The sequence below is a fragment of the Corynebacterium epidermidicanis genome, assembly GCF_001021025.1.
GTDB lineage: Bacteria > Actinomycetota > Actinomycetes > Mycobacteriales > Mycobacteriaceae > Corynebacterium > Corynebacterium epidermidicanis.
Genome location: NZ_CP011541.1, coordinates 2,020,832 through 2,045,683, shown reverse-complemented (window position 1 = coordinate 2,045,683; position 24,852 = coordinate 2,020,832). Strand labels below are relative to the sequence as shown.

General features: G+C 58.2%; 20 protein-coding genes. 14 read left to right on the top strand and 6 right to left on the bottom strand.

Annotated elements, in window-relative coordinates:
* Positions 1-47: 47 nt before the first annotated feature.
* Complete coding sequence (locus CEPID_RS09400; protein WP_158408039.1) at positions 48-1,076, bottom strand: EcsC family protein; 1,029 nt, start codon at positions 1,074-1,076, stop codon at positions 48-50.
* A gap of 285 nt (positions 1,077-1,361) precedes the next feature.
* Between CEPID_RS09400 and CEPID_RS09395 the strand changes: the two genes are divergently transcribed.
* From CEPID_RS09395 to CEPID_RS09385, 3 genes are read left to right on the top strand one after another with little or no spacing between them, the layout of a single operon-like run.
* Positions 1,362-3,980, top strand: coding sequence for a valine--tRNA ligase (locus CEPID_RS09395; protein WP_047240757.1), 2,619 nt, complete (start codon positions 1,362-1,364; stop codon positions 3,978-3,980).
* A gap of 2 nt (positions 3,981-3,982) precedes the next feature.
* A complete protein-coding gene (folC, locus tag CEPID_RS09390) occupies positions 3,983-5,461 on the top strand; it encodes a bifunctional tetrahydrofolate synthase/dihydrofolate synthase (RefSeq protein ID WP_047240756.1) in 1,479 nt (492 codons plus the stop codon).
* Positions 5,458-5,877, top strand: a complete 420-nt coding sequence (locus tag CEPID_RS09385) for a DUF4233 domain-containing protein (protein ID WP_047240755.1) — start codon at positions 5,458-5,460, stop codon at positions 5,875-5,877. Before folC ends, CEPID_RS09385 begins: the two co-directional genes overlap by 4 nt.
* 260 nt (positions 5,878-6,137) lie before the next feature.
* Here the strand turns inward: CEPID_RS09385 and CEPID_RS09380 are convergent, their stop codons facing one another.
* Both CEPID_RS09380 and CEPID_RS09375 read right to left on the bottom strand, forming a co-directional pair.
* Entirely contained in the window at positions 6,138-7,490 is a 1,353-nt protein-coding gene (locus CEPID_RS09380) for an IS256 family transposase (protein ID WP_047240754.1), read from the bottom strand.
* Between the two features lie 302 nt (positions 7,491-7,792).
* Positions 7,793-8,695 carry a pirin family protein gene (locus tag CEPID_RS09375; RefSeq protein ID WP_047240753.1) on the bottom strand — a complete coding sequence of 301 codons (903 nt, stop codon included), beginning with the start codon at positions 8,693-8,695 and terminating at the stop codon, positions 7,793-7,795.
* Between the two features lie 26 nt (positions 8,696-8,721).
* Between CEPID_RS09375 and CEPID_RS09370 the strand changes: the two genes are divergently transcribed.
* Positions 8,722-9,033, top strand: coding sequence for a hypothetical protein (locus CEPID_RS09370; RefSeq protein ID WP_047240752.1), 312 nt, complete (start codon positions 8,722-8,724; stop codon positions 9,031-9,033).
* 76 nt (positions 9,034-9,109) lie between these two features.
* Here CEPID_RS09370 and CEPID_RS09365 read toward each other — a convergent pair whose 3' ends face one another.
* The gene (locus CEPID_RS09365; protein WP_047240751.1) at positions 9,110-10,411 is read right to left on the bottom strand and encodes a hypothetical protein; all 1,302 of its coding nucleotides are present in this window, start codon (positions 10,409-10,411) and stop codon (positions 9,110-9,112) included.
* A 423-nt stretch (positions 10,412-10,834) separates the two neighbouring features.
* On the opposite strand from CEPID_RS09365, the gene ndk reads away from it, so the two are divergent.
* Positions 10,835-11,245 carry a nucleoside-diphosphate kinase gene (ndk, locus tag CEPID_RS09360; RefSeq protein WP_047240750.1) on the top strand — a complete coding sequence of 137 codons (411 nt, stop codon included), beginning with the start codon at positions 10,835-10,837 and terminating at the stop codon, positions 11,243-11,245.
* Positions 11,246-11,451: 206 nt separating this feature from the next.
* On the opposite strand, the gene CEPID_RS09355 is transcribed toward ndk, so the two are convergent.
* Positions 11,452-12,174 (bottom strand): hypothetical protein, encoded by a 723-nt coding sequence (locus CEPID_RS09355; protein ID WP_047240749.1) that lies wholly within the window; start codon positions 12,172-12,174, stop codon positions 11,452-11,454.
* A gap of 250 nt (positions 12,175-12,424) precedes the next feature.
* On the opposite strand from CEPID_RS09355, the gene CEPID_RS09350 reads away from it, so the two are divergent.
* The 3 genes from CEPID_RS09350 (at position 12,425) to rpmA (ending at position 16,183) form a co-directional block, all read left to right on the top strand.
* Positions 12,425-15,391 (top strand): translation initiation factor IF-2 N-terminal domain-containing protein, encoded by a 2,967-nt coding sequence (locus CEPID_RS09350; protein ID WP_052843492.1) that lies wholly within the window; start codon positions 12,425-12,427, stop codon positions 15,389-15,391.
* A 180-nt stretch (positions 15,392-15,571) separates the two neighbouring features.
* Positions 15,572-15,877: a 50S ribosomal protein L21 gene (gene rplU / locus CEPID_RS09345; protein ID WP_047240748.1), complete on the top strand. Its 306-nt coding sequence runs from the start codon at positions 15,572-15,574 to the stop codon at positions 15,875-15,877.
* A 39-nt stretch (positions 15,878-15,916) separates the two neighbouring features.
* The gene (rpmA, locus tag CEPID_RS09340) at positions 15,917-16,183 is read left to right on the top strand and encodes a 50S ribosomal protein L27 (RefSeq protein ID WP_047240747.1); all 267 of its coding nucleotides are present in this window, start codon (positions 15,917-15,919) and stop codon (positions 16,181-16,183) included.
* A 489-nt stretch (positions 16,184-16,672) separates the two neighbouring features.
* On the opposite strand, the gene CEPID_RS09335 is transcribed toward rpmA, so the two are convergent.
* Positions 16,673-17,551 carry a hypothetical protein gene (locus CEPID_RS09335; RefSeq protein ID WP_047240746.1) on the bottom strand — a complete coding sequence of 293 codons (879 nt, stop codon included), beginning with the start codon at positions 17,549-17,551 and terminating at the stop codon, positions 16,673-16,675.
* Positions 17,552-17,978: 427 nt separating this feature from the next.
* Here CEPID_RS09335 and obgE point away from each other — a divergent pair, with 427 nt between their 5' ends.
* From obgE to nadD, 6 genes are all read left to right on the top strand, one after another.
* On the top strand, positions 17,979-19,490 hold the full coding sequence (gene obgE / locus CEPID_RS09330; protein ID WP_047240745.1) for a GTPase ObgE: 1,512 nt from the start codon (positions 17,979-17,981) through the stop codon (positions 19,488-19,490).
* A gap of 24 nt (positions 19,491-19,514) precedes the next feature.
* Entirely contained in the window at positions 19,515-20,726 is a 1,212-nt protein-coding gene (gene proB, locus CEPID_RS09325; protein WP_047240744.1) for a glutamate 5-kinase, read from the top strand.
* Positions 20,727-20,794: 68 nt separating this feature from the next.
* On the top strand, positions 20,795-21,703 hold the full coding sequence (locus CEPID_RS09320) for a D-isomer specific 2-hydroxyacid dehydrogenase family protein (RefSeq protein ID WP_047240743.1): 909 nt from the start codon (positions 20,795-20,797) through the stop codon (positions 21,701-21,703).
* Positions 21,704-21,724: 21 nt separating this feature from the next.
* Positions 21,725-23,068 (top strand): glutamate-5-semialdehyde dehydrogenase, encoded by a 1,344-nt coding sequence (locus CEPID_RS09315; RefSeq protein ID WP_083984432.1) that lies wholly within the window; start codon positions 21,725-21,727, stop codon positions 23,066-23,068.
* Between the two features lie 171 nt (positions 23,069-23,239).
* A complete protein-coding gene (locus CEPID_RS09310) occupies positions 23,240-24,130 on the top strand; it encodes a hypothetical protein (protein WP_047240742.1) in 891 nt (296 codons plus the stop codon).
* A 44-nt stretch (positions 24,131-24,174) separates the two neighbouring features.
* Positions 24,175-24,846 carry a nicotinate-nucleotide adenylyltransferase gene (gene nadD, locus CEPID_RS09305; protein WP_047240741.1) on the top strand — a complete coding sequence of 224 codons (672 nt, stop codon included), beginning with the start codon at positions 24,175-24,177 and terminating at the stop codon, positions 24,844-24,846.
* The last annotated feature ends 6 nt before the right edge of the window (positions 24,847-24,852 follow it).

The following is a 24,852-nucleotide window of genomic DNA, read 5'->3' as shown; positions in this document are numbered from 1 at the left end:
TGGAGGGGGATTTCGCCTTGCGGGTTCGGCGGGGAGCGTTGAAAAAGCTAGTCCGCCTCTACGATTTCGGCTTCGATGATTTCATCGATGAGCGGAATGTCGGTGGCGGGATCGTCGACCTTCGGAGCCCATTCTGCAGGATCAAGGCCGTATTTCTCCGTGAGGAACCGAAGACGGTATGAAGTGTGGGCGCGATGGAAAGTATCTTGGGCCATCTTTGCATTCAATCCGCCGTTGATGACGACTCCAAGAACAGGTACTGCTTGAGCGAGCTTGCGCTTGGTGAGGTTCATTCCGAGCAGCTTGTACACCTGCTTGAGAACTTGAACCATGAGATTACTTGAAAGTTGATTCCAAGTTGGATTGCGCATCATTTGTTGAGTCAGCCGTGAAAGAGCTGCCAGTGAAGCAGCCTTTTCCGCGCTCCCGGATGCTGTTGAATATGAAAGGACACCAGCAGCAAACGCTGCTTCTTCTGGCTCCTTCACGTCGTAACCGTAATGCGCCGCCACACTTGCGACGATTCGTCCCATGCCAGTCAAAACGGCCACAGTATCCGTAGCGACCGCACCAATCGCAACGGCGGCTGTGGTGCCACCAGAAACCGTTGAACTAACCGTGAGACCAGACACCACGAGAGAAGAGGCTGCGCCCTCAGCGATGCCAGCCAGAGAGTACAACTGCTTTGAGTTAGACGTGGCGCGGTCGCAGATGCGCAGATCAAGGGTGCGAATCTCGTCAAATGACTCGATTTTCGCACCTTTTTTGTTGAGTCGTTCTACTACTTTGCCCGTGTCAATCGAATTCATACCGAAGTCAACTGTGACGGAGTGCAAGCCCTCCATGGCCTTTTGCATCGCTTGGGCAAGAAGCTCCGAGGTCACTTCGACACCCTGTTGAGCTCCCGGAATCTTCTGAATGGCAGCTTGAGACTTAGTGCCTACGAAACTTCCAACTTCCTTCGTTTTTGTCTGTATTTTATCGGGAACTTTAAGGAGCTTTCGGTTTGCCTTCGTGTTAGCTCCGTTGGCTTCTTCAATCAGGCGCTGCCAAGCAGCCGATTCGTAATCAGACATCGAGTTCATAGCTTCATTAACATACGGCATCCAAGGATTTCCATCTAGCGGAGGGGACGGACATCGATAAGCCAGAGAACTGTCTTGTTAGGTGGAATTTCTGGTCCTCGGGGTATAGCTCGTGTAGCGATCATTCGAGAGATATAAGAAACTACGCGATAGCAGATCTGCTTGCTGATGAAATGTCCGAGGACCGCGTAGCAATCATTCGCCCGAAATGATTGCTACGCACCGGCCCTTCGACCGCTGCGAAGCCTCAACACGTCCCGCGTTAAGATAGTCACCATGACTAATCGCGCGGACAAACTTCCAAAGAGCTGGGACCCGAAGGCCGTCGAAAAGGGCCTGTACGAGGGTTGGGTAGAAAAGGGCTACTTCACCGCTGATCCAAACAGCGACAAGCAGCCATTTTCCGTCATGCTTCCGCCGCCGAATGTGACGGGCCAGCTCCACATGGGTCATGCGCTCAACAACACCCTTATCGACGCCATCACGCGTCGCAAGCGTATGCAGGGCTTTGAGGTCCTTTGGTTGCCGGGCATGGACCACGCGGGTATCGCCACTCAGACCAAGGTTGAGGCTATGCTGCGGGAGAAGGAAGGCAAGAAGCGCTGGGACTATGAGCGCGAGGAATTCATCGAGAAGGTCTGGGAGTGGAAGCGCGAATACGGTGGCAAGATCACTGACCAGATGCGCGCCATTGGTTCCGGCGTTGACTGGTCCCGCGAGCGTTTCACGCTGGACGAGGGCCTGTCCAACGCTGTCCAGACCATCTTTAAGCAGCTCTATGACCAGGGCATGATTTACCGCGCGAATCGCCTGGTCAACTGGTCTCCAGTGCTCGAGACTGCTGTCTCCGACATTGAGGTTGTGTACAAGGACGTTGAAGGCGAGCTCGTCTCCATCCTCTACGGCGATCCAGAAGGCGACCACGTCATCGTGGCCACCACCCGCGTCGAGACGATGCTTGGCGACGTCGCAGTCGCCGTCCACCCAGATGACGAGCGCTACAAGGACCTCGTGGGCAAGCGACTCAAGCACCCATTCATCGCGGACCGGGAAATGGTCATTGTCGCAGATACTTACGTGGATCCCGAGTTCGGCACCGGTGCCGTGAAGATCACCCCAGCGCATGACCCGAATGACTACGCTCTCGGCCAGCGCCATGACCTGCCGATGCCCACCATCATGGACGCCACCGGCCACATCGCCGACACCGGCACTCAATTCGACGGCATGGATCGTTTCGAAGCCCGCGTCAAGATCCGCGAAGCGCTGGCTGAGCAGGGACGCATCGTTAAGGAGGTCCGTCCATACCTGCACTCCGTGGGTCACTCCGAGCGTTCCGGCGAGCCCATTGAACCGCGCCTGTCCCTGCAGTGGTTCGTGAAGGTCGACGAGCTCGCCCAGATGGCTGGCGACGCAGTTCGCACCGGCGAGACCAAGATTCACCCAACGAACCTCGAACCTCGCTACTTCGACTGGGTCGATGACATGCACGACTGGACAATTTCCCGCCAGCTGTGGTGGGGCCACCGTATCCCGATTTGGTACGGGCCGGAAGGGGAAGTCGTCTGCGTTGGGCCAGGTGAGGAAGCACCAGCAGGATACGTCCAAGACGAAGACGTCCTGGACACCTGGTTCTCCTCTGCACTGTGGCCATTTTCCACGATGGGCTGGCCGGAGGGCTCACCTGAACTCGACAAGTTCTACCCCACGTCGGTGCTGGTCACCGCCTATGACATCCTGTTCTTCTGGGTAGCTCGCATGATGATGTTCGGTACCTTCGGCACCAAGCAAGTACCATTCACCGACATCTTCCTCCACGGCCTGGTCCGCGACGAGCAGGGCCGCAAGATGTCGAAATCTCTCGGCAATGGCATTGACCCGATGGATTGGGTGGAGCGCTACGGCGCCGACGCTCTCCGCTTCACCCTGGCCCGCGGCGCTAACCCGGGTGTCGACCTCCCCGTCGGCGAGGACGCCGCGCAAAGCTCGCGTAACTTCGCCACCAAGCTGTTCAACGCCACCAAATTCGCCCTGATGAATGGCGCTGTCGTCGGTGGCCTGCCAGAGCGTGCCCAGCTTAGCGACGCCGACAAGTGGATCCTCGACCGCCTCGAAGAAGTCCGCGCACAGGTCGACGACTACCTCGACCGCTACCAATTCGCCAAGGCGAACGAGCTGCTGTTCCACTTCGCTTGGGATGAGCTCTGTGACTGGTACCTCGAAATTGCCAAGGTTCAAATCCCGCGCGAAGGCAACAGCGAACAAGGGGAAAACACCAAGCTCGTCCTCGGTCGCGTGCTCGATGCTGTCCTGCGCATGCTCCACCCAGCGATGCCGTTCGTCACCGAAACCCTCTGGAAAGCCCTGACCGACGGCGAGTCCCTCGTCATCGCCGAATGGCCAACCAAGGAGATGACTAATGGCGGCGAAGTAACTGATGAAGACGCACGTCGTCGCATTGCAGATGCCCAAAAACTCATCACCGAGATCCGTCGCTTCCGTTCGGACCAAGGCGTGAAGCCATCGCAATGGGTGCCGGCCCGCCTCGAATTCGGCGACCTCGTGGGCTTGGAGGACACGATTCGGACCCTCGCACGCGTCGAGAAGCCAGCGGACTTCCAACCAAGCGCAAGCATTGAGATCCGCCTCAGCCACGGGACCACCGAGGTGGAACTGGATACTTCTGGAACCGTTGACCTCGCTGCGGAACGCAAGCGCCTCGAAAAGGACCTGAAGACTGCGGAGAAGGAGCTCGAGACGACGGCGAAGAAGCTGGGTAATGAGGCATTCCTCGCTAAGGCGCCGGACGCGGTGGTGGAAAAGATCAAGCAGCGTCAGCAGATCGCACAAGAGGAATTCGATCGGATCACCGCCCGCCTGCAGGAGCTTAGCTAACCATGCACAAGGATTTCGGGGAAGTATCCCTTGAAGAAACCGGGCTAACCCTGCCTATCGACGCCGCCGGCCCCACCAACGCGCCCGCGCCTGCGGAGATCACGGCAGAGGATCTGGCGGCCTTGGCCGAGGTCGAATCCGAGTTGGACCAGCGCTGGAACGAGACCCAGATCGATCCTTCGCTGGAGCGGATCGAAATGCTCATGGATCTGCTCGGCAACCCCGAACGGTCTTTCCCTGCAATCCACGTTGCGGGGACGAACGGGAAAACGTCGACAGTGCGCATGATCGAGGCCCTCATGCGGGCCTTCCACCGGCGCACCGGCCGGACCACCAGCCCACACCTGCAGCTCGTCACCGAGCGGATAGCTATCGACGGGCAGCCGATTCACCCGCGGGATTATGTGCGCACCTGGGAAGAAATCAAACCGTATGTTGAGATGGTTGACGCGCGGGCGTCGGTACCAATGTCGAAATTCGAGATCCTAGTGGCGATGGCCTACGCCGCTTTTGCCGACGCACCCGTGGAGGTCGCAGTGGTGGAAGTAGGACTGGGTGGACGTTGGGATGCCACGAATGTCATCAACGCTGACGTCAACGTGATTACGCCGATCGGCCTCGACCACACCGGGATCTTGGGGGACACTCTCGCGGAAATCGCTGCCGAAAAGGCCGGCATTATTAAGTCGCGGTGGGACGCAGACGACCTGCTCACCCCACCAGACAATGTTGTGGTCATGGCCGAGCAAGAGCCGGAAGCCGCCCAAGTGATCCTGGAGAAAGCGATCTCGGTCGACGCCGCGGTGGCCCGCGCAGGTTCCGAATTTGGCGTGATATCCAGCAGCATCGCCGTCGGTGGCCAGCAAATTACTCTGCGTGGCCTCGGCGGTGTTTACGAAGACATCTTCCTACCCCTTTCCGGCGAGCACCAAGCACGCAACGCCGCGGTCGCTTTGGCCGCAGTGGAGGCGTTCTTCGGTGCCGGCTCCGGCCGCCAGTTGGACCTCGAGACTGTGCGGGCGGGCTTCGCACAGGTTGAATCCCCAGGTCGCCTGGAGCGGGTCCGTGCAACACCTACCACTTTTATCGATGCCGCTCACAACCCGCACGGCGCCCGCGCACTGGGGCAAGCGCTCGCCCGCGACTTCAACTTCGCTCGGTTGGTCGGTGTGGTTTCGGTGCTCGCAGACAAGGACGTCCGCGGCGTGATTACCGAACTCGAGCCATACCTTAACGACATCGTGATAACCCAAAACACGTCTCCGCGGGCATTGGATTGCTACGAGCTGGCAGACATCGCGCGCGAAATTTTCGGCGAGGAACGCGTCCACGTTGCTCCGCGTCTACCGGACGCGATCGAGCTCGCAGTAGAGTTGGCCGAAGACACCGACGGACCGATGTCCGGATCAGGCGTTATCATTACGGGTTCGGTCGTGACTGCCGGCGAAGCCCGAGCACTTTTCGGAAAGGACCCAGCATGAGCAAAGACGTCGAATACGGCCCACTCGGCCCTGGACACGCCCCGGCGAAAGACCCCATGAAGGGACTACGAGGTGTCATGGCTGGCACCCTCGTGCTGGAATCTATCGCCCTGCTGCTCATTCTTACCGTGATCGCCAAAGTTGATTCGGGCGAACACTGGACCACCTTCAACTGGGTGTTTGTCACCGTTTTGGGTGTATTCCACTTTCTTTGGGCCTTTGTGCAGAAGCAGCCCTACGCGTTGCCCGTGAATATCGCGCTGCAGGTCATCGCTGTTGTCGGCGGATTCTTCGTGCATTATTCCGCGGGGATCATGGGCTTGATCTTCGCTGCCGTTTGGTTCTACATCCTCATCCTGCGAAAGAATCTCATCGAGCGGATGCGCCGCGGGTTGCTAACCACACAGCACACCTAGGCGAGGCCGGAATTGCCTGATCAGAGGAATTTTTGACCTGATGGGGTAATCCCGACGAGGGCGCTCATGTGGCGGGGGTCGATGTGTGGCTGTATTCGATGTGCGGCTGTGGGTGGGCGCTTGACCTAGGGCTTTAGAAGCTCTATGTCGTCCCCTCGCGGTAGTCGGACTACGCAGAACGGCAAAATATCGCCAAAAATAGGGCTTCGGTGTAGTCCGACTAGGGCGTGTCAAGTTTTTTGTGTGTGGTGGTTTGGTTGCTAGATGTATGGGGCGAATCGGTCGGGGTAGGCGACGATCATTTGGTTGAGTGCTTCCATCCAGCCGACGGTTGTTCTCCCTTCGATTATGCGTCCTGATTTATCTGGTTTCGGTGCCCCTTTCGCTTTCTTTGCACGCTTGAGTGCTCGTTTGTCTTCGATCGTGCAGATCGTCAACCACAGCGCTTTTACAGCAGCGATATCGTTGGGGAACTGGATGCGATTGCGGGTGGCTTTACGCAGTTCACTATTAAGTGATTCGATCGCGTTGGTCGTGTAGATCATTTTCCGCACCTGAGGAGTGAACTGCAGAAACGGTACAAACCTCTCCCAGGCGCGTTCCCATACCAAGACAGATTGTGGGTATTTCTTACCGAGGTCACTGTCAGCAAACCGGTTAAGCGCGCTGCGTGCTTCGGTCTCATTGACTGCCGTGTAGACCTCTCTCAGCGCGGCGGAGACGGCTTTGCGGTCACCGTAGGCGACGTATTTGTTGGCGTTACGGATCAGATGCACCACACAGGTCTGCACCAGCGAGTGCGGCCAGGTCGCTTCAATAGCTTCCGGCAGACCTTTCAGCCCGTCGCAGGCAACGATGAAGACGTCTTCAATTCCACGATTAGCCAGTTCAGCGCATACCCCTGACCAAAACGATGCACCCTCATTGGCGGCAACCCAGATGCCGAGGATGTGTTTGATTCCGTCGAGGTCAATGCCTACAGCAATGTGGGCAGCCTTGTTAACGACTCTGCCACCGTCGCGGACGTTGATACGGATGGCATCTAAAAACATGATGGGATAAAACGCATCCAGCTTGCGGTGCTGCCACTGCATGACGGCATCCAGCACGCTATCGGTGACGTTGCTGATCGTCTCATGGGACATATCCACCCCATAGGACGTGTGGATATGGTGCTGGATATCCCTAATCGTCATGCCGCCGGCATACAACGACACGATCATGTCATCCAGCTCTGTAATCCGGCGGGCGCCTTTGGGAACCATTCGCGGGATAAACGACCCATCACGATCCCGGGGCACATCAATATCGATCGGCCCGTAGTTCGTGTCGACTGTTTTTGAATAACTACCATTGCGATGGTTCGTCTGCCCAGCAGTGGCCTTTGCCGTACGGTCACCGGATTCATAACCCAGGTGGGCATCCATTTCAGCGGCCAGCCCGCTGTTGATCGATGACTGCAGCACACCACGAACAAGCGCGTTGATGTCGCCATCGGCAGCCTGGGCTAGCTCACCGATCAGTGTCGATAATTCCGGGCTCGCCATGATCCTATTGGAAACAGCTTTAACTTGATCGGCATCCTGATGCTTCTTCGGAGACATAGGTGTCATAATGGTTCATCCTTCGGACTATGTGGTGGAACCCCACACACAAACCATCTGACACCCTCGTCCGACTACCGCGAGGGGACGACATAGCAGGTCTGCAGCACAAATTGGTCGCGGTAAGAAGCACCCCGAACCCCGAAGCACCCCGAACCCCGAAGCACCCCGAACCCCGAAGCGCTCCGAACCCCGAAGCACCCCGAACCCCGAAGCGCTCCGAAGCCCTAAGCGCTCCGAAGCCCTAAGCGGCTCGCTGAAACCTGGGGGGCGCGACACCCAACCAGCAACAGCGAGCCCAAATGTAAGGACTATGGTTGCGCTACGGGTGGTGGGTTCTTGCGTGGCTTGATCTGTGCATTTGGCAGTGCAGGGGCTGGCAGGCGACGTGGCCCGTTACCTTCGTATCCTTCGACCTCGCCAAACTGCTCGGATTCCGCCTCCCAAGCAGCTCGGAACGCCTCGATTTCTTCGTAGCTGCGGCCGATGAAGTTCCAGAACATCACGATTTCTTCGCCCAGTGGCTCGCCACCGATCAGGACCACGCGGGCGCCTTCCTCGGAGCGCAGTCGTACTGATGCTTCCCCAATCCCGGTGTAGCCCAGAGCATGGAGTGGAATTGAGGTGTCACCGACAGTCAGATCTCCGGAATCAAGCAGGTAGCCGTGTTCGAACTCGGGGTTGAGCTGGTATTCGATGTCTGCGCCCGGCTCGAGGAGAATTTCGGTGCCCACTAGCCCTGAAAAGGTCTCGATGGGGGAGGGACCGCCGATAAACTCGCGTACCACTGCTCCCGTGATCGCGCGTGGCTCGGGTCGATGATGGTCGAGCTTTCGTGGTGCGCTAAAGCGATCTGAGTCCGGTAGTACCGTCCACAGTTGCACGCCGTGGAGGGTTTCGGATATGGAAACTTCCGTATGGCAAATGCCGTTTCCTGCGGTCATGAGGTTGACTTCGCCTGGGTAAACCGTGGCGTGGAATCCGCCCGAGTCGTGGTGTTTGATGGTGCCGTCGAAAAGCCAGGTTACGGTTTGGAGGCCGGTGTGGGGGTGGCTGGCGACGTCCATGCGCTGCCGGTCGGGGCCGAAATGGTCAATGAAGCACCATGCGCCGATGAGGGAACGTTGGCGCTGTGGCAGGGTGCGGCGGACGGTCATGGCGCGCGGCCCGCCTAGGGGAACATCGCGAGGAGTGAGGATTTCAACTGCAGTCATGGGTCCAGCTTAGTAGGATTTGTGCCATGCGCAATCTCGACTTTTTCCTGGCAGCGGTTTTCGCACTAGCGGCGGTTTACACGAAGTTTGCCGGCAACCCATGGTGGGTGCCGGTCTTGCTGATCGTCCTCGCCGGGGGAAGGCTTTTCACCGGGATGCAGAAGCGGGCTCGCGAACAGCGCCTGCAGCGAAACCCCATTGTCTTAGACGATGAGCAACTAGCGACGATCCGGGACATGAAAGCACGTGGGCAGGAGATAGCCGCCATCAAGCAGGTTCGCTTGTGGTACCGCGACGCTGATCTGCTCACTGCCCGCCAGCTTGTCGACGCCGCGTAGCCATAAATACACCAAGCGGGTGTGACCTGGTTTTTCTCCAGATCACACCCGCTTGTTGGGTTGTAGCACTTATTGCTTAGAAGAGGCCCTCGATGTCGTTGCCGAAATCATCTTGGGTGGCAGAACGAGAGTCGACGTTCTGGTCATTGTTGGTGGAGTTGTCGTCAGCCAGACGAGTGGTCTGGGTGATAACGATGTTGTTCTTCAAGCGGCCGAGCTTGGTGTTGCCGTCGCCGAAGTGGAGGGTAGCCACGGTCTGATCATCGCCGACCTCAACCGGGTTGGACAGGGTGATCTCGAAGGTGCGGGTCGACTTTGCGCGGTCGTAGCCGAGGTCGCGGATGTGTGCGCCATTCTTTCCGTAGCCGGAGATCGGGCGGTCAACTTCCTGAGGACCATCAGCAGTCTTGATATCAACGCGGAAGGTAGTGACACCGTTTTCGTTGAAGTAGCGCTTGGAGCCTTCGTTGCGCAGCTTGACCGCAACAACGCCAGCATAACCAGCAGCCTTTGCGCTAGAAACAGTGAAGTGAGGTGCGATGTCGTGCGTCGTGTTCAGCTCGACTGGAGCCTCAGGGGTAACGCCGGTGAGGTCCTGAACTTCCTCAGGGGTTGGGTCGGCAGCATCGACCGTCTCGTGGGTTTCTGGATCGACAGGAGCCGTCTCGTGCTCGTCGGTAAGCTCAGCAGGGTTGATGCCTGGGTGTGCGCCGGTCAAGGTGTCGTAAGTGCGGACCTGAACTTCATTCTTCACTGGGACCAGGGCCACCCATGGGGTTGGGTTGGACCAGGTTCCGTCCAGCTTGCAGTACTGCTGGGTGCCGGAGAAGGTTACGGCACGGAAGCCGTAGCTAGCCTCACCGGTGTGGCCTGCAGGAACCTTGTAAGGACCGATCTTCTGGCCGACCTGCCAAGACAGTTCGTAGGACGCCGACAGGCCGATCTTCTGAGCGAAGGAAGCGGCGATGCCGAAGGAAGCGCCCTTCTCGGAGTAGCCAGCATTAGCGCTGACGGTGGAGGTTTGGTCGCCCTGGACGTTCAGCTTGATCGCCTGAGTCTTGGACAGCGACTGCTCCAGGTTGATGTCGTCCTTGGTGTAGTTGGTGGTAGAAACCGTGCCAGCCGGGGTGAAGGAATCGGTGACCTTGTAGGCTACGGTGCGGTAGTCTTCCCAAGCGTTACAAACCGGGTACGGATTGTGGATGTTTGCCTTGATAGAGTCCGAGCCGTGCAGGGTGTGCACGAGTGGCAGCTGCGGATTCAGCTTAGGAGTCTCCGGGTAGGTGTCTACGGTGGTGGCAGCTTGCGCTGGAACTGCCAATCCCAAAATCAATGCGCCGGCGGCGAGAACGCTACCGAACGAGGTGGTGAGCTTCACTGTGGAGCCTCCTTCTGATGTGAATGTGGGTGTGAAGATACTGATTCGGTGTCCGTGGAGGTGCGTGCAAATCGGCATCGATTGTCTTAATGACTCTTTAAGCGTTGCCTGTCCGCAATCTGGAAGCAAGGAAATTCTGGTCAGACTTTAGTGAGGGAATTGCCAGCTTGTTACCTGTGGGAGGGGTGGGGCTGGTGGTATTTTGTTCTGTTGCCCCGAGATGGGGCAGTTGTTTACCTACCGTTTACCTTTTTGTGGGAAAAATGCCAATCTAACAGTAGTAATCAATGTTTATATGTCAGCATGTAACCGATGGTTAAGATCTTCAAAGAACGAAAGTTCCCTTTTTACTTAGAAGCGAAAAAGTATTGCATAAACGGGGGTAACCGGGCGTGTGGTCAAACATGCCGTACAATGGCAAATATGACTGAACGTACTCTCATTTTGATCAAGCCAGACGGCGTTGCCAATGGCCATGTAGGCGAAATCATCGCTCGTATCGAGCGCAAGGGGCTGAAGCTCGTCGCTATGGATTTGCGTGTTGCAGACAAGAAAACCGCTGAAAAGCACTACGCCGAGCATGCTGATAAGCCATTCTTTGGTGAACTGGTCTCCTTCATCACCTCCGCTCCGCTGGTTGCCGGCATCGTTGAAGGCGAGCGCGCCATCGACGCTTGGCGTCAGCTCGCAGGTGGCACCGATCCTGTTTCTAAGGCAACTCCTGGCACCATCCGTGGCGACTTTGCACTGACCGTTGGCGAGAACGTCGTTCACGGCTCTGACTCCCCAGAATCTGCAGAGCGCGAAATTGGAATCTGGTTCCCTAACCTCTAATCTGCGCTTGAGGAGAGTCCGCCCGACTGGCAGTAGCTAGTCGGGCGGATTTTTGGTTTGTCGTGGGTGGCATGTAGGTGGTTTGTCATCGAGGGTGCGTGAAAGTGCCGGATTTGCTGGATTCGGGGCGGTTTTGTGCAATTTAGCGCACCGTAGATGACAGCCAGTGGATGACAGCCCGTAGATTGGCATGCAGGCAACCAAACCTACCTCCGCTGCGTCGCTGCGAGCGTGCGTACTCCCAGCTCTGTCAGCTCGACCCACCACTTTTCGGGTTCGTCCGGGAACATAATCGGAGAGATTTTTGCAAGGCCCACCGACTCGAGTTCTTTAGCCTTGTCTAGCACTTCTGTCGCTGTCAGTTGCTGGAAGTTGGCTACGAGACGGGCTTGGGCGCGGGTCCCGTCGAAGCTGTTCATGTTGATAAGCCCGGTCGCGAATTGTCGATGTTTGCTCATCACGTCTATTCGGTGCGCGGTCACTGATTCTAGCCCGCGGGCTGCCAGCATTCTTGCACGTCGTGGTCCTTGACGAATCGCGGCGTCTTGGAGGTGAGTAAAGGAATAGGTCAGCGCTACTGTGATTATCAAGAACAAGCTTCCCGCAGGTACCCAAGGTGAGATCGTCCCGCCAAGAGAGAATCCGAAAGCTTGGGAAACATCGCCGGCGGCCAGTATTAACCATGGGGCTGCGACACGTACCCAAGGAAATGGCGGGTACTCCACGTTCTCTGGCCGGTAGCAATCTACTTGCTTGTGGGTCCCGCGTCGGAACTCAGGGATTAATACGACGATGGATAGGGCGAGCAAGGGGAAGAAAATCCAAAGGGGAGCGTCGATAAGCCCTGGGCTGAGCAGGCCTGATTTCGTCAGTCCAACGGTGGCGGCGAGGGGGACATAGGGAACCCATTTGGGCTTTTCGGAGCTCATGTTCGTTAGTGTACTGACTGCGCCTATCAACGCCAACGGTGGCAAGCTGTGACACAATGGGGTTAACGTTTGGGTCGCGCCCGCTCTGCATGGGTTGAGAACCTCGCAGATTCGCTGAGCGAGACCCTGATGTCGAACAAGCTTCATACGATTCGAGTTGCGGCCTGTGTGGCGGCGGTACCCCGCCAGCAAATAAGCCAAGTACCAGCGCCCGGGCCGTAACGACGACCAAAAGCACAGGGAGAAAACTGTGGCAAAAATTGATAGAGCGCAACTCGGTGAGAAAACACGAGTTCACATCCTGGCGAAACAACTAGGATTGACCTCGAAGGAACTCATCGCTGAGCTGGACAAACTGGGTCTAGTGAAAGTCGCGCAATCCAACCTGAGCACCGACGAAGTGCACCGTGTGCTGGACGTGCTTGACCCGGCAGAAACGCCAGAACCGAAGACGAAGCCCGCCAAGAAGCCCGCCAAGAAAGCCGCTAAAAAGGCAGCCAAAAAAGCCACCAAGAGCGCTGCCAAACTCGTCGAGGAGCCGGCTCCACACACAGTGCCTGAATTCGTCGAAAGCACCGAAGACTCTGAAGACGATGCGTTGCGACGCCGTGTCGAAAAGAACGTCGCCAACGAGATCCATCAGATTGAGGAGAAGGTCGAGAAGCAACTGGCCGCGATCGACCTCCACGCCGCCGCTCTTGCTGAACAAGACGCAGAGCTGCTGGAAGATGTGGTCCCTGAAGTGACCCCGCCACCAGCAGAAACTACCTTTGTTACCCCGATTTTCCAGGCGCCGGAACCACTCGTTATCTCTGCCGATGAAGCAGAAGATGATGATTTCGCGGACAATTCAGACGAAGATGACAACTCATCTCGTTCGAAGCGACGCGGGCGTAGGGGCCGGGGGCGTGGCAAAGGCTCGACGCAGCAGGACGGCGAGACGGGCGTCGATAATAGCGACCTTGAGGCCTCGGAGGGCGCAACTGACGAGGAAACCATCGAGGAACCCATGGGGATCAAGGGGTCCACGCGTCTGGAGGCGCAGCGCCGGCGCCGTTCTGAGCGTCGGGAGGAGTCCCGCAAGAAGCGTCACATCGTTTCTGAAGCTGAGTTTCTCGCGCGACGCGAATCGGTCGAGCGAACCATGGTGGTTCGCGAAAAGCAGCGTTCCGACGGCCACGGCTACGTCACTCAGGTCGGCGTTTTGGAAGACGAGATGCTCGTGGAGCATTTCGTAACGTCTGAAACCCAGTCCAGCATGGTGGGCAACATCTACCTCGGTCGCGTGCAGAATGTCTTGCCGAGCATGGAGGCTGCATTCATCGACATCGGTAAGGGGCGTAATGGCGTGCTCTACGCCGGTGAGGTGGATTGGAAGTCCGCTGGTCTCGGTGGCCGTTCCCGCAAGATTGAGCAGGCGCTCAAGTCCGGTGACCAGGTCCTCGTGCAGGTCTCTAAGGACCCAGTTGGGCACAAGGGTGCCCGCTTAACGACGCAAATCTCGCTCGCAGGCCGCTTCTTGGTCTATGTTCCAGGTGGTCGTTCCGCTGGGATCTCCCGGAAGCTTCCAGAAACAGAACGCAAGCGCCTCAAGGAGATCCTCAAAGAGGTCATCCCCGGCGATGGCGGCGCCATCATCCGCACCGCAGCCGAAGGCGTGCACGAGCGGGAAATCAGAGCCGATGTGAACCGCCTGCATAACCTGTGGGAACAGATCCAACAGCGCACCGCGGAGGAGAAATCCGCCAAGGGCGCGAAACCGGTGACCATGTACGAGGAACCGGACATGCTGGTTAAGGTCGTTCGTGACCTGTTCAATGAGGACTTTGACCATCTCATCGTCGATGGTCGACGTTCCTGGAGCACCGTGCATGCCTACGTGAAGTCAGTTGCGCCTGATCTGCTTGATCGAGTGGTCAAGTACCAGGCTGCCGAGCACGGCGGCGTGGACGCCTTTGAGGCGTACCGAATCGATGAGCAACTCCAAAAGGCACTTTCCCGCAAGGTGTGGTTGCCTTCCGGAGGCACCCTGGTCATCGATCGCACGGAAGCCATGACTGTGATTGACGTCAACACCGGCAAGTTCACCGGTGCTGGTGGCAACCTCGAAGAAACCGTCACCAAGAACAACCTCGAGGCAGCCGAAGAAATCGTCCGTCAGATGCGCCTGCGCGACATGGGCGGCATGATCGTGATCGACTTCATCGATATGGTGCTGCCAGAAAACCAAGACCTGGTCCTGCGTCGCCTCACCGAAGCACTCGGCCGGGACCGAACCCGCCACCAAGTCTCCGAAGTGACTTCCCTCGGCTTGGTGCAGGTAACGCGCAAGAAGCTCGGTACCGGATTGCTGGAAACCTTCGCTACTGAGTGTGAATGCTGCGCTGGCCGTGGCCTGATCGTGCATAGCGATCCCATCGAGCAGGTGGAGGAGCGCCCGGTCTACGGCAAGCGCTCGCGCGCCGAACACGAAACTATCCCAACCGTGCCGAGCCATCCCGAGCATGATCCGAAACAACATCCGCTGGTCGTGGCGATGCAGCACGAGGAGCCAAAGAAGTCCATCGAGGAGCTTGCCGACGCCGTAGTGGTCCTCGACACCGAACCCGAAGAATCCAGCCCGGCCCCAGCGCGTCGTCGTGGTCGTCGTCGGGCGAAGAACGAAGCGACCTTTGACATCCAGCAGATTGCCGAAGAAGCAGTAGCGTCGGCGGATGAACAAGACCCCGAAGAACCTTCGGGTGCGGATTACCGCCCGGCCGAGACCTATGACGAAGCCCTAGCTGCGTTTAAGGCATCGCCTCGACGACGTCGCGCAACCCGAGGCAACTCCGTTTCGGATCACGAACCAAAGCCCGAGGACTACGCTACGATTGCCGAAGATCCAGTCCGGGAACCCGAAGAAAATACTGCTGGTGTAAAGACTCAGCGGCAACGCGGACGCCGACGTGTGGTCAAGCGCCTGGCGCCGCAACTGGAGACTCAAGCACCAGAACCCGAGGTCAAGCAACCTGTCGCTGCGGAAGCCGTAGCGACGGGTACCCCACGTCGGGGGCGACGACGCGCCGTGAAGAAGTTGGCTTCTGGACGAGTCGTACAACCGGTGGCTCAGCAGGTCGTTGAGAAAGAGCAACCGGTCGTCGCAAAGCAACAAAAGCCTCAATCGTCACAGGGGACACGCCGTAGGCGCCGGGTTGTACGGAAACAGGAAGGCTAACTAGTAGGCAGTTTGTATTTTTGGGTGTTTACCGGGTAGTCTTTGACAGTCGCTGTTTACAGATCGCTTCCGCGCGCCAAATGAGATGCGCAGTCGCGAGGTAAACGCCAAAAATATTTGTCCATTCGGGCCCCAACTTAGGTGTCCGAGCCGAGTTCTAGATAAAGGGGTAGCCCTCCTATGTATGCGATCGTCAAGACCGGCGGAAAGCAGTACAAGGTTGCCGAAGGTGACCTCGTCAAGGTCGAGAAGATCGAGGGTGAGCCAGGTTCGTCCGTGGCTCTCACCCCGGTTCTGCTCGTCGATGGCGCAACTGTAACCACCGATGCTGAAAAGCTTTCGAAGGTCAGCGTTAACGCTGAGATCGTCGAGCACACCAAGGGCCCGAAGATCAAGATTTTGAAGTACAAGAACAAGACTGGTTACAAGAAGCGTCAGGGCCACCGTCAGCCACTGACCGTTGTCAAGGTAACAGGTATCAAGTAAGCCGGCAGGCTTTTAGCTTTCCTGAAGGAGGGAAACCAAATGGCACATAAGAAGGGTGCATCCTCGACCTCTAACGGTCGCGATTCCGAGGCAAAGCGCCTTGGCGTTAAGCGCTTCGGTGGTCAGCAGGTCAAGGCCGGCGAGATCCTCATCCGTCAGCGCGGAACCAAGTTCCACCCAGGCGAGAACGTTGGCCGTGGTGGCGACGATTCCTTGTTCGCTCTCAAGGCTGGCGCAGTCCAGTTCGCGATCAAGCGCAACCGTCGCACTGTGAACATCGTTCCAGCTGAGACCGTAGAAGCTTAATACAGCTAAATACGAGCAAGAATCCCCGTCCAATAGGACGGGGATTTTCGCATGTCTGCCCTGGGTTAAGTGAAGAAGTGAGTGTCCGGTTGGCGCTAGAGCCACAAGTCTCATCGCGGGTTGAGTAAAGAAAAGTGTGTCCGGTCGGCGTGTCGTCGGCCGTGCGGGTGTACTGCACAAGTGCTATGTCGTCGCTTCGGCGTAGTCTGACTACGTAGAGCAGCGTTTTTTAATGAATATAATCCCGCAGCGGTAGTCCGACTACACCGAAGTGACGACATCGAGCGGCTACGGCTCCCAGACCACAGTAAATACTGGCTTCAGGGCCACAACACTGCGGAAAACACGCATCAGAGACACACTTTTCTTTACTAGACCCCTCATCGCTACACCGCAAACTTTTCTACACCGGCCCACCCCGCCACGAGCGCACAACGCGGTACCGAACAAATTGAGGGTATTGCTCTGCGGGAGCAACACAACCCAGGTCTAGTGCTCCGAAATGGAACCGTCCATCCGGATGCTGAAGTCGTTGAACTGCATCCGCACTGTGCCTCCTGGCCACGCCTGAGCGTAAGAGTCGGCAGGGTTAGGCTTCTTCTGCCCGCTGTACTTCGTCTCGTTGATCACCAGTGTGCCGTCGGGGAGCGAGGTTGCTTCATGCTTGACCGTTTTGGGGCCGGCAGTCACGAACTGCTGCAGCGCAGCTGCTTGTTGCTCCACTGTTTCGGGCCGAAAGTACATGGAGTACATCGCCTGCTCTTGGTGGCACGGGCGCAGATTGACGCGCGTGGTCAGTCCTACGTTATCTGCCGGAAGTTTCCCAAGAGCAGCGAGGATATCCTGGCAAGACAGCTGGTCATCCACCACGAAATTGGCCACACCCGAACTTGGAAAAACTAGGACAGCGGTTCCTTGCTTCGCTGGGAAATAAGCGACATACCGCAGCTGTTGAGTCAATTCCGGGGTGGAGTTGCCTTGAACTGAATACCAGGTGCCTGGGGCGGTGAAATCCGCGCGTTCGATCGCCGTGCGCCAGTCCTTTGGGGCATGAGCTGCAAGTGTGCGTTCTGCAGCGTTAATTAGAGCTACTGCAGAATCGATATCGCGCTCACCTAGGTCGAGTCGCGCCATGATAGTTGGCTCCCTGTCATGAGCCGGGTCGGCTTTGACGCTGGAATTGGGTGGCAGCTCGGCGAGCAAGCTGGGCTCTACCTGTTCAAACGTGCGTCGTTGATCGCCACTGAGGTGAGGCGGAGAAAGGCGTTCATCGACCTCTCGCGCGAAAAACACAACCAATATCACAAGTAGCACGAGGACTACCGCCCCTACCACGAGAAGTGTTTTCGCGACCCCAAACTTCGCCATTATTTGAGAGCCTTTCTGTTCTTAGACTTTCGTGTGTCAAACATATCCCTTTTTGCAACGCCGGACAGGAAATGTTCCCGCGTTCATCACCGCGGGAAGCATCACCGATGGCTGCTCCAAGAAGATCAGATTGCCGGAACAGGCGTCGGCAAGCATTGACAGGCGTCGGCAAGCGTTGACAGGCGTCGGCAAGCATTAGGCTTTTGGCAGACTGGTAACTAGACTCGCTGGGGTTATTAGCTATTAGGATGGGCGATGGTATTGCCGGTTGGTGATCGTCGCACCCAGATGGCTCCTCGGCATAGACGTAGATCATGACCGAGGTTGATCGCACCGCGGCGACTGAGCTGGGGATAGCACAGCGATAGCAGATGCGGTTAGTTCTCGTTGACGCAGTTTTGGCGGTAGGAAAGTAAAGGAAAGCACCATGAACCGATTCGTTGACCGAGTGGTTTTACATCTTCAGGCCGGCGATGGGGGTAATGGTTGTGCCTCGGTCCACCGCGAAAAGTTCAAGCCGTTGGGCGGTCCCGACGGCGGAAACGGCGGACACGGTGGTGACATCATCCTCGAGGCATCGCCGCAGGTACACACCCTGTTGGATTTGCACTACCGTCCGCATATCAAGGCACAGCGCGGTGCCAATGGCGCCGGTGACCACCGCAATGGCGCGCGGGGGGAGGATCTCGTACTAGAGGTCCCCGCAGGCACGGTTGTCCTCAACGAAAAGGGTGAGGTCATGGCAGACCTGACCACCAATGGCATGCGCTACATCGCTGCCGAAGGTGGGCATGGCGGACTGGGCAACGCAGCGCTTGCCAGTGCTGCACGTAAAGCACCCGGGTTTGCGTTGAAGGGGGAAGAAGGGGAAAAGCACGACGTCACCCTCGAGCTCAAGTCCATGGCGGACGTTGGCCTCCTCGGTTTCCCTTCTGCTGGCAAGTCCAGCCTTATCTCCGTGATCTCGGCGGCAAAGCCGAAGATCGGCGATTATCCATTCACCACCTTGGCTCCGAACCTGGGCGTGGTCCATGTTGGGCATGAGACTTTTACCATTGCCGACGTACCGGGCTTAATCCCGGGGGCATCAGAAGGCAAGGGTTTGGGGTTGGACTTCCTGCGCCATATTGAACGCACGGCGGTGCTCGCTCATATCGTCGATACGGCAACGATGGAGCCCGGCCGAGATCCCATTTCGGACATCGAAGCGCTTGAAAATGAGTTGGCCCAGTATGAGTCTGAGTTGGCGCACGACGTCGGCTTGGGCGATTTGAAAGATCGCCCAAGGATCGTGGTGCTGAATAAGACGGATGTGCCGGAGGCGTTGGAACTTGCGGTGTTCTTGAAGCAGGATATCGAGGAAAAATTCGGCTGGCCCGTTTTCATCATTTCCGCTGTCGCGCACCAGGGCCTGGAGCCACTGAAATTTAAGTTGTTGGAGATCGTGCAGCAGCACCGCAAGGCGAACCCGAAGCAGAAGGCTGAAGTCCGCCAGATCATTCGTCCGCAGGCTGTGGACGCGGTCCGCAATAAGCAGGGCTTCGTGATTGAAAATGATCCGGAAGTTGAGGGCGGGTATGTCGTTCGCGGCGAGAAGCCGGAGCGCTGGGTCCGCCAGACCGACTTCGAAAACGACGAAGCAATCGGCTACCTCGCAGATCGCCTGGCTAAGGCCGGGGTGGAGGATGCGCTGTACAAGGCGGGGGCGCGTGAAGGCGCGACCGTGACCATCGGCGATGTCAGCTTCGAGTGGGAGCCAATGACCGCAGCGGGGGCAGACACCATGCTCACCGGGCGTGGCACCGACGTGCGCTTGGAGCGCTCCGAGCGCACCTCGGCTGCGGAGCGTAAGCGCGCCTCACAAGCTCGCCGTGGCCTTATCGACGAACTCGACTTCGGCGACGGACAAGAAGCCGACCGCGAGCGCTGGCAGGGCTAAGCACCTTCAGTACACTAAATTGCTATGAATAATCCGATTCTCCCAGCTGCGCCCTACACCGGACTCGACATTGCGCCAGCGCAATTCCCGGCATCGCTTGGCGCTGGGCCAGCTTTCGGGCATGAATCGGAAGTGCGGGCTAGCCTCAGCGTGGCGCGTCGCGTCGTGGTCAAGATCGGTTCTTCGTCGCTGACCGACGACAACTACCACGTCTCCTCGGACAAGATCGACCGGATTGTGGACGCCCTGGAAGCTCGGATGTCGCGCGGCTCCGACATCATCGTGGTGTCCTCGGGTGCCATCGCCGCCGGGATGGCACCGCTTGGTTTGGCCACGCGCCCCACCGATCTACCAACCAAGCAGGCCGCGGCTTCGGTTGGGCAGGTTTATCTGGCACACCAATGGGGCGTGAGCTTCGCCCGATATGGTCGGGTATGTGGGCAGGTGCTACTCACCGCCGGCGACGCCGGTAAACGCGACCGCGCGCGCAACGCGCAGAACACCATCGATAGGTTGCGTCAGCTGCGGGCCGTGCCGATCATCAACGAAAATGACACCGTGGCTACAGCAGAAGCCCGCTTCGGCGACAACGACCGCCTCGCTGCGATCGTGGCCAACCTAATCAGCGCCGATGCGCTTATCCTGCTCAGCGATGTTGACGGCCTGTACGACAAAAACCCGATCGATCCCACCGCGCGGTTCATTTCCGAAGTTCGCGACGGTAATGACCTTGTTGGCGTGGTCGCTGGCTCCGGCGGGGCAGTGGGCACCGGTGGCATGGCGACGAAAGTTTCGGCAGCCCGCCTCGCTGCCCGCGGCGGAATCCCGACCTTGCTCACCAGCGCAGACAATATCGGCCCAGCCCTCGACCACGCCCAGGTGGGGACCGTGTTCTACCCTAAAGAAAACCGGCTTAATGCCTGGAAGTTCTGGGCCCTCTACGCCGCGGACTCAACCGGCACGCTGCATATCGACGCCGGTGCCGTTCGGGCAGTAACAGCTGGCGGGAAATCCCTGCTGGCGGTGGGAATCACCCAGATCGAGGGGGACTTCCATGCCGGCGACATCGTGGAGATTCTGGGTCCGGCCGGTGAGATTGTCGGCCGCGGTGAGGTGGCATATGATTCACGGACGCTGAGCAGCATGATTGGCATGCATACCGTCGATTTGCCGGCGGGGCTGACCCGTCCGGTGGTGCACGCAGACTACCTGTCAAATTTCGCATCTCGGGCCTAGCGCGCAGCCTTTTCCGATACCCTGGCCACATACCTAACATTGAGTGACCAAGGGAAGGATCATCACGGATGAAGTTTCATCTCATGCCACAGCAGTGGCCAAGCGTAGTTCAGCATCTAGAAGAAAATGGCTTCGAGCAGGCGTCGTTGGAGGAAGCTGACTTCCTCGTTTTCAATGGCACCCCGGCTGATTTTCCCCAGCTTGGCGAGAACATCAAGTGGGTACAGCTGTGCCTCGCGGGCATCGATGGCTTCTTCGACGCCGGTATCATCACCGACGATCGTCGCTGGGCGAACGCCGGCGGGATTTATGGGCGCACGGTTGCAGAGTCTGCGGTAGCGCTGTTGTTGAGCCAGCTGCACTGCCACGTGTTGGTAGCCCGAAAGCAAACCTGGGATACCAAGGAAGAAGTGGATCAGCGCACCGCCTGGCTGTATGACAAGACCGTCGCCATTCTTGGCGCGGGCGGGATCGGCCGGGACCTGATTCCTATGCTGAAGGGATTCGGTTGCCGGATTCTCGCGGTGAACAACTCTGGCCGTCCGGTCGAAGGGGCTGACGAAACCCGGGCGTCGGCCGAAGCAGGCTCCATTTACTCTGATGCCGATTACTTCATTTTGGCGGCCCCACTCACCCCGGAGACTCATCACATGATCAACGCGGAGACGCTGGCCCAGATGCGCCCGCACGCGGTGGTGGTCAACGTTGGACGAGGCCCGCTGGTGGATACGGACGCCCTCGTGGCGGCTGTCCAAGACGGCACTATTGCCGGAGCGGCTTTGGATGTGACCGAACCCGAGCCACTTCCGGATGGGCATCCGCTGTGGTCGTTGGATCAGGTCGTGATCACGCCACACGAGGCGAACACGCAGGAACGTATCCGGGCGTTGATCGCGCCGGCGATCGTCGCGAATGCGAAAGCCTTTATCGAGGGCTCTGAGATGCCAACCGAGGTTTTCCCGGAAAAAGGCTATTAGGATCCGGTAATATTGCCGAGCATGACTGCTCACACCCATTCGGCAGGCGCCGATGTCCACACTGCAGGCGCCGCTGAGATTGACGCCGCTGCGCAGCTTCGTGCTGCTGAGCGTGCCGATGTGCTGATCAAGGCTCGGCGCGCGAAAGAGGTGGCTCCGGCTATCGCTCGGTTGACTACCTCCAAGAAGAACCAGATCCTGCTGGCTGCGGCCCAGGCACTCGAAGAGAATTCTGCGCGGGTGTTGGAAGCCAATGCGGCTGACTTGGCTGCCGGTGTGGACGCCGGGATGGGGCAGAGCCTGCTGGATCGTTTGGCGTTGACACAGGAGCGTGTCCATGCCATCTCGGGTGGGCTGCGTCAGGTCGCGGGGCTCGCCGACCCTGTCGGGGAGGTCGTGCAAGGGCGCAACATGCCCAATGGCATCACGATGAAGCAGGTGCGAGTGCCGCTGGGCGTGATGGGGATGGTCTATGAGGCTCGCCCTAATGTCACTGTGGATGCGTTTGGTTTGGCGTTGAAGTCGGGAAACGTCGCGCTGCTGCGTGGTTCGAAGTCGGCGCGTCGGTCCAATGAAGCGCTGGTAGAAATCTTGCAGGAAGTTTTGCGCAGCCAGGAGGTGCCGGAAGATGCAGTGCAGCTGTTGCCTTGTGAGACCCATGATTCGGTACAGGACCTCATTACCGCCCGTGGCCTGGTGGACGTGGTCATCCCACGCGGTGGCGCGGGCCTGATCAACGCGGTGGTCACCGGTGCAACTGTTCCAACGATCGAGACGGGTACGGGCAACTGCCACTTCTACATTGATGCCGACGTGGATGTGGACCAGGCAATTGAGATGCTACTCAACGGCAAAACTCGACGCCCAAGCGTGTGCAACACGACGGAAACCGCGCTGCTCGACCAAGGTCTTGCCGATGCCGACAAGTTGCGCGTCATCCGTGCTCTTCAAGAGGCCGGGGTGACCGTGCACGGGGACGTGGCGGAGTTGGAAGCGGTAGGTGCGAGCGACATCGTTCCTGCGGTGGACGCGGATTGGGAAGACGAGTATCTCTCCATGGACATCGCCGTCGCGCTTGTCGACGGGCTCGATGCGGCCCTCTCGCACATCGCCCGCTATTCTTCCGGGCATACCGACGCAATCGCGACGCGTTGCTTCCGTACTGCGGAGCGTTTCGCCGCCGAGGTCGATTCCGCAGCCGTGATGATCAACGCTTCGACCGCTTTTACAGACGGGGAGGTGTACGGCATGGGAGCTGAGATCGGTATCTCCACGCAGAAACTGCACGCACGGGGCCCAATGGCACTGCCGGAACTGACGTCAACGAAGTGGGTGCTGACCGGGGATGGGCACACCCGCCCATAACTTTTGCCCCATAGGAAACAATCGTCACAACAGTTTTAGGTTAAGTTTCTGGATTGGCATAAGTGTGCGACAATCCCACTGTTTGTAGTCAATTGTGGCCAGCGCTTTCGGTTTTATGCCTGCTGGCCTTTTCCGAGCCTGCGTGCCTGAACTAGAGGGATTCCTTTCATAATGAAGAAGCTGCTACGTGCCACCGGCGCGTTCCTTGCTGCATTGACCAGTGTTGTTGCCGGGGCTGTCGTGAGTGCTCCTGTTGCTGGTGCGCAGGAGCGATGCCCAGCCGTTGTTATTCTTGCTGCTCGTGGCTCGGGACAAAACGGCGGTTATGAGTGGCAGCAGACCCAGTATGGAGCTTCGCCATGGGTGTCCAATGGCCGCGAAGGATCCACCATCCGGTCATTCCTGCACCATGTGGAAGCAGTTCACCAGCGGGATACTGGCACTTCGCTCATGGGTAACGTGCAGGTGATTGGTATTGACGAGCGCGCTTACCCGGCTCGTTTCCCAGAAGGTGATTTCCCGCAGCCAAACAATGTCTCTGAGGCATTGTCTGAATTCAAGAACCTTGTGATTCCTCGCGCGCAGTCCTTCGTCGAGTCGATTTCAATCGGGCGTGTGGGCTCGGAAGCTACCGTGCGTACCTACGAAGCAACCACCGGGTGCCGGCCGCAGTACTTGCTGGTGGGCTTCTCCCAAGGCGCTACCGTGATCACCAAGTTGGAAACCACCCTGGCGCGCGAAGGGAAGTTGGCTGGTGCCGTCTACATGGGCTCGCCATACACTCGCGCTGACGATCCACACCGTTTCGGCTCCGGGCTCTCTGGCGACGGCGTCTTGGCCAAGTCAGTTGGTAACGCTAGCCGTGTGCGCAGCAACGATAAGCGTTTGGAGTACTGCGTTCAGGGCGACGTGTGGTGCGACTTCAATGCAAGAAAGGTTATCAACAAGTCGGTCGATAACCCGTGGGGCCACAATCAGTATTTCGTTGGATCCACGCCATTTCCTGGCGATCGCGATGAGGTTGCTCGCCGGGTAGCTGGCTTTATTCACGCCGTTGGTTAGGTTCGTTGCGTCGATAAGCCCCGGCTGCGGTAGGCTCAATTGCCATGAATGCAGCTGCTCATGCCACCCATGATCCCGATGTCCCGCTGAAGCGGATCGGGATCATGGGTGGCACTTTTGATCCCATCCACAACGGTCACTTGGTGGCCGGCTCTGAGGTGGCCTCTCGATATGATCTGGACCTGGTCATTTATGTGCCCACTGGGCAGCCGTGGCAGAAGGCTGATCGTAAGGTCAGCGAGGCGGAGGATCGTTATTTGATGACGGTGATCGCCACGGCATCGAACCCGGACTTCACGGTGTCGCGGGTTGATATTGATCGGGGTGGGGAAACTTATACCATCGATACTTTGCATGACCTGCGGAAACAATTCCCCGATGCGGAGCTGTTCTTTATCACGGGTGCGGACGCCTTGGCTAAGATTGTCACCTGGCGCGATTGGGACAAGATGTTCCAGCTGGCGCATTTTGTGGGCGTGACCAGGCCGGGGTACGAACTGGAATCCGATGTGGACCCGGAGATTCACCGTGGCCGCATTAGTCTTTTGGAGATCCCCGCGATGGCGATTTCCTCCACGGATTGCCGAGCACGTGCGGCCGAAGGTCGGCCGGTCTGGTACTTGGTGCCGGATGGAGTGGTGCAGTACATCGCCAAGCGGAGGCTGTATCAACTCGGTGGGCCGGATGAGGATCGCGATCCAACCCCGGGTTCCTAGTAGATT